11 protein-coding genes are annotated in these 13,392 nt (G+C 71.9%); 7 read left to right on the forward strand and 4 right to left on the reverse strand.

Features of this window, described 5'->3' with window-relative positions:
- Nucleotides 1-42 precede the first annotated feature (42 nt).
- Complete coding sequence (locus ACTIDRAF_RS0218055; RefSeq protein ID WP_016700128.1) at nt 43-1,293, forward strand: coproporphyrinogen-III oxidase family protein; 1,251 nt, start codon at nt 43-45, stop codon at nt 1,291-1,293.
- A gap of 26 nt (nt 1,294-1,319) precedes the next feature.
- The gene (locus ACTIDRAF_RS0218060) at nt 1,320-2,411 is read left to right on the forward strand and encodes a lantibiotic dehydratase C-terminal domain-containing protein (protein ID WP_157163121.1); all 1,092 of its coding nucleotides are present in this window, start codon (nt 1,320-1,322) and stop codon (nt 2,409-2,411) included.
- Here ACTIDRAF_RS0218060 and ACTIDRAF_RS29620 read toward each other — a convergent pair.
- The 4 genes from ACTIDRAF_RS29620 to ACTIDRAF_RS0218080 form a co-directional block, all read right to left on the reverse strand.
- On the reverse strand, nt 2,408-2,863 hold the full coding sequence (locus ACTIDRAF_RS29620; RefSeq protein WP_016700130.1) for a hypothetical protein: 456 nt from the start codon (nt 2,861-2,863) through the stop codon (nt 2,408-2,410). The genes ACTIDRAF_RS0218060 and ACTIDRAF_RS29620 overlap by 4 nt on opposite strands.
- A 100-nt stretch (nt 2,864-2,963) precedes the next feature.
- Nucleotides 2,964-3,929, reverse strand: a complete 966-nt coding sequence (locus tag ACTIDRAF_RS29625; protein ID WP_083886452.1) for an AfsR/SARP family transcriptional regulator — start codon at nt 3,927-3,929, stop codon at nt 2,964-2,966.
- Nucleotides 3,930-4,540: 611 nt separating this feature from the next.
- Nucleotides 4,541-6,385: an ABC transporter ATP-binding protein gene (locus tag ACTIDRAF_RS0218075; protein ID WP_016700132.1), complete on the reverse strand. Its 1,845-nt coding sequence runs from the start codon at nt 6,383-6,385 to the stop codon at nt 4,541-4,543.
- Entirely contained in the window at nt 6,382-8,115 is a 1,734-nt protein-coding gene (locus tag ACTIDRAF_RS0218080) for an ABC transporter ATP-binding protein (RefSeq protein ID WP_016700133.1), read from the reverse strand. Before ACTIDRAF_RS0218080 ends, ACTIDRAF_RS0218075 begins: the two co-directional genes overlap by 4 nt.
- 123 nt (nt 8,116-8,238) lie before the next feature.
- On the opposite strand from ACTIDRAF_RS0218080, the gene ACTIDRAF_RS0218085 reads away from it, so the two are divergent.
- The 5 genes from ACTIDRAF_RS0218085 to ACTIDRAF_RS0218105 all read left to right on the forward strand — a co-directional run.
- Nucleotides 8,239-8,664, forward strand: a complete 426-nt coding sequence (locus tag ACTIDRAF_RS0218085) for a MarR family transcriptional regulator (RefSeq protein WP_016700134.1) — start codon at nt 8,239-8,241, stop codon at nt 8,662-8,664.
- Between the two features lie 418 nt (nt 8,665-9,082).
- The gene (locus tag ACTIDRAF_RS0218090; protein ID WP_016700135.1) at nt 9,083-10,336 is read left to right on the forward strand and encodes an MFS transporter; all 1,254 of its coding nucleotides are present in this window, start codon (nt 9,083-9,085) and stop codon (nt 10,334-10,336) included.
- Between the two features lie 534 nt (nt 10,337-10,870).
- Nucleotides 10,871-12,010 (forward strand): FecCD family ABC transporter permease, encoded by a 1,140-nt coding sequence (locus ACTIDRAF_RS0218095; RefSeq protein ID WP_016700136.1) that lies wholly within the window; start codon nt 10,871-10,873, stop codon nt 12,008-12,010.
- A 3-nt stretch (nt 12,011-12,013) separates the two neighbouring features.
- Entirely contained in the window at nt 12,014-12,805 is a 792-nt protein-coding gene (locus ACTIDRAF_RS0218100; RefSeq protein ID WP_016700137.1) for an ABC transporter ATP-binding protein, read from the forward strand.
- On the forward strand, nt 12,802-13,392 hold a 591-nt coding region (locus tag ACTIDRAF_RS0218105), incomplete at its 3' end, for a hypothetical protein (protein ID WP_016700138.1). The genes ACTIDRAF_RS0218100 and ACTIDRAF_RS0218105, both read left to right, overlap by 4 nt.

The raw sequence follows: 13,392 nt of genomic DNA on the forward strand, positions 1-13,392 counted from the left end.
GGGGGCGACCCCCGGCCCGGCCGGCCCGTGAAAGGACCCCAGATGGCGTCCCCGGTCACCACATCCGCCGGTACGGCCGCCGTGGAGCGGCTGCCCTCCAGCACCCCCGACCGCCGGCTCCTCATGATCTACGTGCACGTGCCCTTCTGCCACGCCCGGTGCACCTTCTGCGACTGGGTTGACGGAATCCCGAACCGGGACCTGCTCAGACGACCCGAGGACTCGGTCCGGCAGAACTACCTGCGCGCGCTCTGCGACGAGATCCGCGTGCGCGGAACGCGGTTGACCGGGACCGGCCACGTGCCTCACGTCGTCTACTGGGGAGGCGGCACCGCCAGCAGCCTGTCGGAGGCGGAAGCCGAGCAGATCATGACCGCGCTCCGGGAGACCTTCGACCTGAGCACGGTCACCGAGACGACCATCGAGTGCAGTCCGGACACCGTCGACGCCGACCGGCTGGCGTTCTTCCGCGAGCTCGGCTTCGACCGCGTCTCCAGCGGGGTGCAGTCCTTCGACGACCACCGGCTGCGCCGCCTGGGACGGCGCCACACCGCCGCCCAGGCCGAACGGATCGTGCGCGACGCCAGGGAAGCCGGGTTCGACCAGGTGTCGATCGACATCATGTCCGGCTTCCCCGACCAGGACCTCGAGGAGGTGCACGCCACCGTCGACCAGGCACTGCGCCTGCCGGTGACCCACCTCTCGTTGTACTCCTTCCGCCCCACGGCGGGTACGGCGATGCGTCGCCGCATGGGGGGCCAGGAACGCCGCGACTACCTGCGGCGGCAGAAGATCCTGTTCACCGCGGCGCGGCGCCGCATCGAGGACGGCGGGCTCGCCGAGTACGCCTCGGGCTACTTCGGTCAGGTCTCCCCGTTCGCGGCCATGTACTTCCAGCTCCGCGCCGACACCGCTGGTTTCGGGTCCGGAGCCGTGTCCCTGGTCGACCAACGCTTCCTCTCGCACCGCAAGGGCCTGCTGCACCGGTACGTCCAGGACCCGCTCTCCTTCGACATCGCGGTACCCGCCGGGCAGGACCGTGTGCTGGTGTCCTTCCTCCAAGCCGGACTGGCGATGTTCGACGGTGTGCTGCGGGCGGAGTGGGAACTGGCGACCGGGACCCAGCTCGACGAGGTCCTGGAACGTCCTTCGATCGCTCCGCTTGCCGGACTGCTACGGGCACGGGGTCTGGTCGAGGACGCTCGGGGCATCCGCCTGCCTCGCGACCGCGCGGGGCTCACCCTGATCGAACTGGCCTTCGAGATGGCGATGTCCCAGCCGGAGCAGCCGTGAACACCCCGGGGGAGAGCTGGACGGAGGTGAGGTTCCGCTCTGACCCCGGGGTGGTCGGGCGGGTTCTCGTCGACGAGGTCGCCCCTGTCCTGCTCGCCCGCGCGAGCGAGGACGGCGGCCCGGTCGACGGCGGCGAATGGTTGTGGCTGCGTGGCCTGGGCGGTGACCGCGATCCCGAGGTGAGCGTGCAGATCCGAGAACCCCCTACCGCCTCGCCGGGGCGACCATCGCTGGCCGCCGAGCTCGCCGCCGCACTCCGTGGGTGCGGCGCGAGCCGGGGCGTGCCGGTTCACACCGGGCCAGCCCGTCGGGTACCGCTGGCCGGCTCGGTGTTCTCGGGGCCGGGCCTGCCCCAGGCCACCCGGACCGTCCTCGCCACCGTGACTCCCGCGTTGCTCGCCGTCGCCGATGCGGGACGGGCGGGCAGAGCACGCCTGCTCGGTGGGGCCCTCGACCTGGCGCTCGCCCACCTGCCCGCCCTGGGACCGTCCTCGGTGCCCAACCTCGATCGGGCCACCGAGAGGCTGCGGGGAGCCCCGATCGCCTTCCTGAGCCTGCGATCGCACGCGGAGGCCTTCCTCGCGACCAGCCGGGACCCCGCGGCGTCCCGAGCCGCGTTCGACACCAGGTACGAGGCGGTGCGCGACCAGATCGAAATGCGGGTCCGCGAGGTTGTCCATCAGGCCACCGGAGGTCAGGAGCGGGGCGGGCCGGCGGCCCGCTGGGCCCGTGCCATGAGGCTCGCCCGCCCCATCGTGGAACACCAGGTGCGGGAGGGCACCATCTGGCTCGTCGACGAGTCGACCGCCGACCGTGCCCGTGGCGACCGACCACCGTCTGGAGGGGGGACCGCCGGCTGGCCCGGGGGGCGGGAGGACCTCGGCGCGGCCAGTGCCTTCCACCGAGCGGTCGAGGCTGACACCGACCTCCTGCGGTACCTGCGCGCCGACCCCGGTTTCCTCGCGGTGCGCGTGCTCACCAGCCTGCTCTACCTCGGACTGCACAATCTCGGCCTGAGCCTGGTGGAGCGGTACTTCCTCTGCCACGCCGTCAGCCGTGCCTGCGAGGCCGTGTACCAGGTGGACGCGCTGGACGTGTTGGGCGGCATCGCCGGTTAGGGGGCCGACGGCCCCGACGTCCACCGGTGGTGGTCAGTGGACGTCGGGTCCGCCTGCTCGACACCGGGTGGCAGGTGCTCGACCGGTCTGGTCAACGGGGGGACTGGTTCGGACGCGAACGCCAGGCCGAGACCGGCGGTCAGCTCGAGGGGGCTGCCACCGGAGGTGGCGGCCTCCACGCTGAAGTAGCTCCGCCGGGTCGGTGGATAACCGATGAGGCTCAGCACCCGGGAGACGCCGGGAGGCCGGCCGTAGGCGAGCTCCAGGGACTCCCACACGTAGAGGGCACCCCATACCTCCCCCTCCGGTCCGGTGGAGGACACCCACAGCTTCTGGTGCAGCCCGGGGACCCGCGAGTACGCCTCGACGGCGTACTCGCGCAGGTGGGACCGCAGGGACGCCACGGTCTGCTGGGAGTCGGAGAGGTTCCACAGGATCACTGAGGCGAACACGTCACTCCCTCGTCACGGCGGGAAGGGAACATCGGGCGGCGGACCGGGTGAATGCCCTGTGCCGAAGGCTCCCCACCTCAGGGGACCTTCGGGGCCGGTGTCAGGGGAGCCCGCTCGGTGCGGGCCGGGTGCCGCTGATCCGGCCGTGCGCGTCCCAGGGCAACGCGGCGGTTTCGGCGGAGATCCGTTCTGGCAGATCACCCCGCCCCCGGGCGGTCGCCGGTTCGGTCGACCGGCCGCCGACCGGCACGGCACGACGCCCGGGCCCGCCCATGTCCTCGCGCGCCCTGTCGGGTACCAGCATGGAGCGGTGCAGCCGCCGCAGCTGCGGCGAGGGCTCGATGCCGGACTCGTCGCTCAACCCGGCCCGCAGCCGGCGGTACACCTCCAACGCCTCGCAGGACCGCCCCGACCGGTAGAGAGCGACCATCAGGTGGGCGCACAGTCCCTCGTGCCGGGGGTGCCGCAGCACGAGCGCGGTCAGCTCTCCCACCAGTTCGTGGTGCCGCCCCAGCAGGAGGTCGGCGTCGATCCGCCGGTCCAGGACGTTCAGCCGCATCTCCTCCCACCGCCTGGCCACTTCCCTGAGGTGCCGGCCGGTGGGGACTCCCGACAGAGGGCTGCCCCGCCACCAACCGAGCGCCTCCGCGAACCTGGTCGCGGCCAGTTGTGGGTCGCCCGTCTCCCGCGCGCGGTGGCCTTCGGCCGCCAGCCGCTCGAAGTGCCACACGTCCACCTCCTCCGGCGCCACGTTGAGGACGTACCCACCGGGGCAGGTCTCGAGAAGCCGCTTGGCCTCGCTGTCGGCCCTGCTCGGCGAGAAGCCCGACTTGCTGATCGCGGTCGCCAGCAGACGGCGGAGCTGGAGGACGTAGGTCTGCACTGTCGTGCGCGCCGACCGGGGTACTCGGCTGGCCCAGAGTTCCTCGACCAGCTCGTCCAACTCAACGGTCCTGGCTGCCCGGGCGGCGAGCAGTGCGAGCACGGTTCGTGGTTTCCGTGCCGTCGGAGTGGCCAGCACACCGTGATACCGGATAGCGAGCGAGCCAAGTAGTTCAATCCTCATAAATCCCCCAGTTCGAACAAACACTCCTCGCGAATTCGTCAGGCATGCACCGCCACAGCTGCGCACTTCGTTGTCGGTTGAGGTGGACGCCGGCTTCGTATGGTGCGGGACCCGGTTGTCGAGCGGCGAAATCCTGGACGTGTCCCCTCTGCTGTCCACCCAGCTCCGGCGATGACGGGCGAACCGTCCCCGAGGAGCCTCGCCCTGACGAGAGTCGTTCGGTATCGAACCCCTTCCCACTTCTGGTGGCACGGATCGACCTCTCCAGGGAAGCACGAGGATCCGAACCGGGAAACCGACACGATCGGTTCTTATTATGACACCGCCAGTTCGCAATTGGCAGGCTTCTTGACGAGGAAAACTCTTCGTGGTCCGGTGACGAACACGAGCGGGTGGCGGGAAAAGGACCGCCACCTCCGCTCGTTATTCGTTCCTCGTCATTCCTCCGTCCGGGAGCGGTCCCGGCCCTGATCCCGAGCTGGGTCAACGACTCCAACGCCGGGCCGAGCGGGGCGTCGGGGGCCGGCCACACGTTGTCGTCCCGGCGAATGCCCGTCCCGGCCACGGGGGCGTGGCCGGGAACGACCTGGGGGCGTGCCGGGGCCTCCGGTTCAGCCGGACTCGACGACGGGCTGTTCGAACTGCGCGGCGTAGAGCCGGGCGTAGGCGCCGCCCGCCGCGAGGAGTTCGTCGTGGGTGCCCTGTTCGACGATGGCGCCCTCCTCCATCACCACGATCCGGTCGGCGTCCCGGATCGTGGAGAGGCGGTGGGCGATGACGAAGGCGGTCCGACCGCTGCGCAGCTCGGCCATCGCCCGCTGGATCAACACCTCGGTGCGCGTGTCCACCGAGCTGGTCGCCTCGTCGAGGACCAGGATCGACGGGTTGGCCAGGAACGCCCTGGCGATGGTGATCAGCTGTTTCTCACCGGCGCTGACCCCGCCGCCCTCCTCGTCGACCACGGTGTCGTAGCCCTCGGGCAGGGTGCGGGCGAAGTGGTCGACGTGGGCGGTCTTCGCCGCCGCGACGACCTGTTCCCGGGTGGCGTCCTTCGCGCCGTAGGCGATGTTCTCCGCGATCGTGCCGCCGAACAGCCAGGTGTCCTGGAGGACCATCCCGGTGGTGGCCCGCACGTCGGCCCGCGTCATCTCCGCCGTGTCGACCCCGTCGAGGGTGATCCGGCCGCCGGTGACCTCGTAGAAGCGCATCAGCAGGTTCACCAGGGTGCTCTTGCCGGCCCCGGTGGGGCCGACGATCGCGATCGTCTGGCCGGGTTCGGCGACCAGGGACAGGTCCTCGATCAGCGGCTTGTCCGGGTCGTAGCGGAAGGAGACGTGCTCGAACTCGACGCGGCCCCGCACGGTCGGGACTCGGCGCGGTTCGGCGGGGTCCGGTTCCTCCTCCTCGGCGTCGAGGAAGTCGAAGACGCGTTCGGCGGAGGCCACCCCGGACTGCACCAGGTTCGCCATGCTCGCGACCTGGGTGAGCGGCTGGGTGAACTGGCGGGAGTACTGCACGAAGGCCTGCACGTCGCCGATGGTGAGCTGGCCGGAGGTGACCCGCAGGCCACCGACGACCGCCACCAGCACGTAGTTCAGGTTCGACACGAACATCATGCTCGGTTGGATCAGGCCGGAGATGAACTGGGCGCGGAAGCTCGACCGGAACAGCCGTTCGTTGCGTTCGGCGAAGACCTCGGCGGCCTCCCGCTGGCGGCCGAAGGCGCGCACCAGCGCGTGGCCGGTGTACATCTCCTCGACGTGGCCGTTGAGCTCGCCGGTGCTCTTCCACTGCTCGGCGAACTCGGGCTGGGCCCGCTTGCCGATGAGGGCGGTCACCAGCACCGCCGCCGGGATGCTGACCAGGGCGATCAGCGCCAGCAGCCAGGAGATGGAGAACATCATCGCCAGCACCGCCACCAGGGTCAGCAGGGAGACGATGACCTGGGAGAGCACCTGCTGGAGGGACTGGGCGACGTTGTCGATGTCGTTGGTGACGCGGCTGAGGACCTCGCCCCGCGACTGGCCGTTGAAGTGCCGCAGCGGCAGCCGCGCGAGTTTGGCCTGGGCGTCGCGGCGCAGCCGGCCGGCGGTGCGCTGGACCGCGCCGTTGGTGAGGCGGCCCTGCACGATCCCGAACACGGCGGATGCCAGGTACACGCCCAGAACCCACAGCAGGACGGTTCCGAGGGCCCCGAAGTCGATGCCGGCCGCCGCCGGCCCGAAGGTGCCCTCGACGACGAGGTCGGTGGCGTACCCGAGGATGCGGGGCCCGGCGACGCTGAGCCCCACGCTGGCCAGGGCCAGCACGAGGACCACGACCATCGCCACGCGTTCCCGGGCCAGCAGTCCGAGCACCCGGCGTCCGGAGCCGAGGAAGTCGCTGGACTTCTCGTTCGGTGGCCGGCCGGCGCTCGCCGGTGCTGGCCTGGCCTCGGTGGTGGTTCGGGCGCTCACGCGGCCTCCTCCTCGGTCAGCTGGGAGAGCACGATCTCCCGGTAGACGTCGTTGTCCGCCATCAGTTCGGTGTGGGTGCCCGAGCCGACGACTCGGCCGGCGTCCAGCACCAGGATCCTGTCGGCGTCGCGGATGGTGCTCACCCGCTGGGCGACGATGACGACGGTCCGGTCGCTGGTCTCCTGGGAGAGGGCTGCCCGGACCCTGGCGTCGGTGGCGTAGTCGAGGGCGGAGAAGGAGTCGTCGAACAGGTAGACGGCGGGGCGTTGGACCACGGCACGCGCGATGGCCAGGCGTTGCCGCTGACCTCCGGAGACGTTCGTCCCGCCCTGGGAGACCGGGGCCTCCAGCCCTTCGGGGCGGGAACGCACGAAGTCGGCGGCCTGCGCGATCTCCAGCGCCCGCCACAGCTCCTCGTCGGTGGCGTCCGGGTTGCCGTACCGGAGGTTGCTGGCGATGGTCCCGGAGAACAGGTACGGGCGTTGGGGGACGACCGAGACGGTGCGGGCCAGCAGCGCCGGGTCCAGGTCGCGCACGTCGGTGCCGTCGACGAGCACCGCGCCGGCGGTGACGTCGGCCAGGCGGGGGACGAGGCTCAGCAGGGTGCTCTTGCCGCTGCCGGTGCTGCCGATCACCGCCGTCGTCTGCCCGGGCCTGGCGAGGAAGCTGACCTCGCGGAGCACCGGGTCCTCCGCGCCGGGGTAGCGGAACTCGACGTCCCGCAGTTCCAGGCCGCCGGTCCCCGGGAGCTCCCGCACCGGGTGGGCCGGCGGTCGTACGGTGCCCGTGGTGGTGAGGACCTCCTGGATGCGGTCGGCGCAGACCTCGGCGCGCGGCACCATCATGAACATGAAGGTCGCCATCATGACCGCCATCAGGATCTGCATGAGGTAGCTGAGGAACGCCACCAGCGCGCCGACCTGCATCGCGCCGCTGTCGATCCGGCCGGCGCCGATCCAGGTCACGGCGACGGTGGCGACGTTCACGACGAACATCACCAGCGGGAACATCACGGCCATCAGCCGGCCGATGCGCAGCGCGGTGTCGGTGAGGGCGGTGTTGGCGGTCCGGAACCGCTCCCGTTCGTGGTCGTCGCGGCCGAAGGCGCGGATGACCTGGAGTCCGTTGATCTGTTCCCGCAGGACCCGGTTCACGCCGTCGATCCGCTCCTGCATCGTGCGGAAGAGGGGACGCAGCCGGGAGGCCAGGGTGACGACGACCAGGCCGAGCGCCGGCACGAGTGCCAGCAGCAGGCCGGAGAGCGGGACGTCCTGGTTGAGGGCGAGGACGATGCCGCCGACGCACATGATGGGGGCGGTGACCATCAGCGTGCAGGTCATCAGGACCAGCATCTGGACCTGTTGGACGTCGTTGGTGGTGCGGGTGATCAGCGAGGGGGCGCCGAACTCGCCGAGTTCGCGGTTGGAGAAGGACTGCGTGCGGTGGAACACGGCGGCACGGATGTCCCGGCCCACCGACATGGCGGTGTGGGCGCCGAGGTAGACGGCTCCGGCCGCGCAGGCGACCTGGAGCATCGTGGCGCCGATCATCACGGCGCCGACGGTGAGGATGCGGCCCTGGTCACCGGGGATGACGCCGTTGTCGATGATGTCCGCGTTCAGCGTGGGCAGGTAGAGGGTGGCGACGGTCTGGACGAGCTGGAGCAGCACGAGCAGACCGAGTCTGCCGGTGTAGGGCCGTAAGTGGACTCTGAGCAGCGCGATGAGCACGCGGTCTCCACGTGTCGGGCGCGACGGGTCGCGCGTGGTGGGTGGCGGGCGGGAGGCCAGCCCAGATTACATCACATGTGATGCATCATCGGTGATAAGTGTTGGCTGTTGTAGCGTGAGCGCGTGGACGGGTTCGTGCTCTACCTGCTCGGGCGCAGGCTGATGAAGCTGGGTGAGGACGCCATTCCCGAGGGCGGCTTCCACGGGCTGCCGGCAAGTGCCCGCGCCATCCTGTTCGACGTGATCGAGCACCCGGGCAGCTCCATCGGTGACATCACCGAGCGCACCGGGTTCCTCCAGAGCCAGGTCTCGGGCGCGGTGGCGCGGTTCCGGGCCGAAGGGGTGTTGGAGACCACCGTGGATCCGGCCGACCGGAGGCGGACGCTCGTCCTGCCCTCGGCCAACATCCGCGAGTGGGGTCGGAGCCGCCCGGTGGCACCGATCGAGGACGTCATCGACCGCGCTCTTGGCGGCGACGACGTGGAGGCGCGTGCCGAGGTGCTGGCGATGTTGGACGGGCTCGCGCGCCGGTTGTGCGTCCGTTCCTGAGCTCGGGGCCGCGAGGGGGCGTTCGTCCCTCCGGGGTGCCCGGGCCGGTGGCCGGGAGGAGGGTTCACCCCGGGATCCTCGCTCTCGTCCGTGGAGCGCGCACCCCGTTCTCGGATTGTCGGCGTTCTCCGCCCCGTCCTGACCGCTCGCCTCCGTCGGTGGCCCCGGTTGTCGCCGGTCGGTGGCCGCCGCGGAGGGAGGGCGAGGCCCTGCCCCGGGCCTCGCTCCGGGGGCCCCGTCGGGTGACGCCATCGGCGTGGCTCGGGAGCACCCGCCCGCAGGTAGCGACAATCGTTTTCAGTATGCTGGTGGTCCCCGCGAGCGCCGGACTGTCGCCGGGCGGTGACACCACGACGTCCCCTGCCATCTGGGCCGACCGCGCCGCACGTCGACCGCGCAACAGTCGAGGAGCAGACCGATGGTCGCCCCCGTGCCCGTACACCCCACGCCGCCGCCCGACCAGGGCCGCCCGCTCCGCCGGGACCCCGCGTTCCTCCGGCTCTGGTGCGGCGCGACCCTGTCGGGACTGGCCACCTGGGCGCTGCCGTTCCTCCTCGGGTTCGCCGTCGTGGACGGCACGCTCGGGGTCGGGCAGCTCGGCGTGGTCCTGGCCGCGAGGACGGTCGGTTTCCTCGCCGCGGTCCCGGTCGGAGGCGTGCTCGCCGACCGCCACTCCCGGCGCGGCACCGTGCTCTGGTCCGGGTTGGCGGCGACCGCCGCCACGCCCCTGGTCGTGGTGGGCCTCGGGTGGTCGACCACGGTCACCGCGATCGCGGCCGCCGTCGTCGGATGCGGACAGGGCGCGTGCCGGCCCGCGTACCAGGCGTTGACGGCGGAGATCGTCGTCGAGGAGCGGCGGCAGCGGGCGAACGCGGCGATGAGCCTGGCGGTGCGTGGCACCACCCTCGCCGCACCGGGGCTGACCGCGGTCCTGGCGGCCCTCCTGGACACGCCCGCCCTCATCCTGGGCACCGCGCTGCTGTGGTTGGGCGCCGCGTTGCTGCCACCCCGGGGCACGCCCGCACCACCGGCCCCGGTTGGACCGCGTCGGTCCACCTCCGTCGTCGGCGAGTTCCTCGACGGCCTGCGGGAGGCGCGTCGGCACCCGTGGTTCCTGGCCGGGCTCGCCGCGCTCTCGGCCGTGATCGCCACGGGCTACTCCGCGACCGGCGTGATCCTGCCGCTGGTCAGCCGCGACCACTACGGTGGTGAGTTCGTGCTGGTCGCGGCCACCACCGGCTTCACGCTGGGCGCGTTGGGCTTCGCGGTGGTCGTCGCCAGGTGGCGGCCACGGTCTCCCGGGTGGGCCTCCCTGTTCGGGCTCGGGCTCTACGGCTTCGCCCCGCTGGCGATGATGCTGGAGGCGCCGCCGGTGGCGGTGGTCGTCGCCTACGTCCTCGCCGGGGTGGGCATCGAACTCTTCAACGTCCTCTGGTTCACCGCCATCCAGCGCGAGGTCGAACCCCGGCTGCTGGCCCGGGTGTCCTCGGTGGACTTCCTGCTCTCCTACGGTCTGGCCCCGGTCGGTCTGGCGCTGATCACCCCCGCCGTCGCGGCGGGCGGGGTGTCGACCACCCTGGCGGTGTGCGCGGGGGTGTGCTTCCTCGCGCCGGCCCTGGCGGCCTGCGCGCCGGGAGCACGCGGCTACTCGCGGGACACCGCCGACCGCTGAGCGGCCCGGCCGAGGTGGCGGGCCGCCGCAGGGGAGGGTGTGTCGGGACTCGCCGGCGCGGGACGCGCGCGGATGTCCGGTCCGCGCGTCCCGCCGGATGGGGGGCTCCTGCCTGGTAGGAGGTCCTCTCGGCTCCCAGGCCCGACCGCCCGGTGGCACGGGGTGGGGGCCGGGCGATCCGTGGAACGGCCACCACCGGCGTGGCGGCCACCGACGCTCGACACGCCACGAGGGCCAGCCAAGGTGGCGGGCCGTCCTGTCCTCCACGTCCTCCGTGGTCGGACGGCCGGGCGGCCGGGGAAGCCTGACCGGCCGGTCCGGCCACCGGCCGTCGAGGGCAGGAGGGCAGCGGGCCGAGGGCGGGGCTGGTGGTCGGCGGCCCGGTGTGCGGCCGAGTTGCGCGTGACCCCGACGGGAGCCGCCTCGGCGTGAGGGCGTCCCCGATCGGCGTGGCCGTCGAGGGGTGGCGCCGATCACTGTGGCACCAGGATCACCCGTGCTAGCTTAATGAAAACGGAAATCACATCTATTGGAGTGCGGGTGACCTCCACGACCGACACGCCGGAGGACCGTCTCCCGGCCCACGACGACGCCCCGGAAGGGACGGAGGGCCACCACCCGCCACCACGGTCCACCCCGCCGTGGACCGGACTCGCCCTCGGCGTCGTCGGACTCCTCGTGCTCCTCGCCGGCTCCGTGGTGCTGGCCATCGGTCTCGGCCCGAGCATCATCTCGCCCGGCGACACCGCCCGGCACCTGTGGGCCGCCCTCACCGGCGGAACCATCCCCGCCAGCGAGGTCACCGTGCAGCAGATCGTCTGGCAGGTCCGCACCCCCCGGGTGCTGCTCGCCGTGGTCGTCGGAGCGGGACTGAGCCTCGTCGGCGTCGCCATCCAGGCGATGGTCCGCAACGCCCTCGCCGACCCCTTCATCCTCGGGGTGTCCTCCGGCGCCTCCGTCGGCGCCGTCAGCGTCTCGGTGTTCGGCGGCCTGGCCGTCCTCGGCGTGTACGCCGTCTCCGCCGGCGCGTTCCTCGGCGCCCTCGCCGCCTCCGCCCTCGTCTACCTGGCCGCCCGCTCCCGCGCCGGGGTGACCCCGCTTCGCCTGGTGCTGACCGGGGTGGCCCTGTCCTTCGGCTTCCAGGCCGTGATGAGCCTGCTCATCTACCTCGCGCCGAGCGGGGAGGCGACCAGCATGGTGCTCTACTGGACGATGGGCAGCTTCGGGGCCGCGACCTGGAACACCCTCCCGCTGGTCGCCGCCGCCGTCCTGGTCGCCGTCGTCCTGCTCCTCAGGAACGCGCGCCGCATCGACGTGCTCTCGCTCGGGGACGAGACGGCCGTCAGCCTCGGCATCGACACCCACCGGCTCCGCGTGGGCCTGTTCGTCCTCACCTCGGTGGTCACCGGCGCCATGGTCGCCGTCAGCGGAGCCATCGGCTTCGTCGGACTGGTGATCCCCCACCTGACGCGGATCGTCGTCGGCGCCAGCCACGGCAGGGTCCTCGTCATCGCCCCCCTCGTCGGCGCCGTCCTCATGGTGTGGGCGGACCTGCTCGCCAGAACGCTCGTGGCTCCCCGCGAACTGCCGCTGGGCGTCATCACCGCCCTGGTCGGCGTCCCGGTGCTGCTCACCCTGATGCGACGCCGGGGCTACCTGTTCGGAGGACGTTGACCCGTGGAACTCACCCTCGACGGCCTTTCCGTCACCGTCAACGGCACCACTCTGCTCCACGAGCTGAGCCTGGACGTCCCCGGCGGGGGCGTCGTCGGGCTGGTCGGGCCCAACGGTTCGGGCAAGTCGACCGCGTTGCGCTGCGTGTACCGGGCCCTGCGGCCCCGCGCCGGCACGGTGCGCATCGGCGGCGACGACCTCCACGCGCTCCCGCTGCGGGACAGCGCCCGCCGGTTGGCCGCGCTCACCCAGGAGAACACCGTCGACCTGGACTTCACCGTCCGCGAACTCGTCGCACTCGGCCGCACCCCCCACAACGCGGGCAACCAGGCGCTCAGCCCTCGGGAACGGGAACTGTGCGAATGGGCCATGGAGCGGATGGACGTCGCGCGCCTCGCCGACCGGGGCGTGCTCACCCTCTCCGGCGGGGAACGCCAACGGGTGCTCGTCGCCCGGGCCCTGGTACAGGAGCCGAGCGTCCTCGTGCTCGACGAACCCACCAACCACCTCGACGTGCGACACCAGATCCAGCTGCTCTCCCTGCTGCGCGGCAGCGGGCTCACCGTGCTCGTCGTGCTGCACGACCTCAACCTCGCCTCGGCCAGCTGCGACCGGCTCGGTGTCCTGCGGGACGGCCGCCTGGTCGCCTCCGGCCCGCCGGCGGAGGTCCTGACCGCCGAGCTGGTCCGCGACGTCTTCGGGGTCGAGGTCACCGTCGTCCCCCACCCCGTGACCGGCGACCCCCAGTTGCTGTACGCGCTCACCACCCACCCCTCCGGAAGGACCACCTCGTGACCGCCCCCGCCCCCCGAACCAGCACCCGTCGTCTCCGGACCAGGACGGTCGCCCTCGGGGTCACCGCCGCCTCCGTGCTCACCGCCGCCTGCGGCGCCACCGTCGAGGAGACCGCGACCGGCGGCGGCACCGTCACGGTCCCGCGGTGCGGCGAACAGGTCGAGTACCGGTTACCCCAACGCGCGGTCGCCTACGAGGGCGGCAGCGCCGACAAGCTGTTCGTCCTCGGCCTGACCGAGCACGTCCACGGCTACGTCATGCCGCCGGCCAACCCGCCCGTCGAGGAGTCCCCCTTCGCCGAGGACTACGCGGCCGTCGAGTTCCTCAGCGACGACCTGCTCAACCGGGAACTCGTCGCCGACGCCCGCGCCGACCTGGTGGTGGCCGGCTGGAACTCGGGGTTCAGCGACGAGCGCGGCATCACCCCGGAGATCCTCGACGGGCTGGGCATCCAGAGCTTCATGCACACCGAGAGCTGTTACAACTACCCGGGCCACCCGGAGCGGATCACCCCGTTCGAGGGGCTGTTCACCGACCTGGAGCGGCTGGGCGCGATCTTCGGGGTGCGGGAACGCGCGCACGAGGTC

Origin of the sequence: Actinoalloteichus spitiensis RMV-1378 (genome assembly GCF_000239155.1) — a bacterium.
Taxonomy (GTDB): domain Bacteria; phylum Actinomycetota; class Actinomycetes; order Mycobacteriales; family Pseudonocardiaceae; genus Actinoalloteichus_B; species Actinoalloteichus_B spitiensis.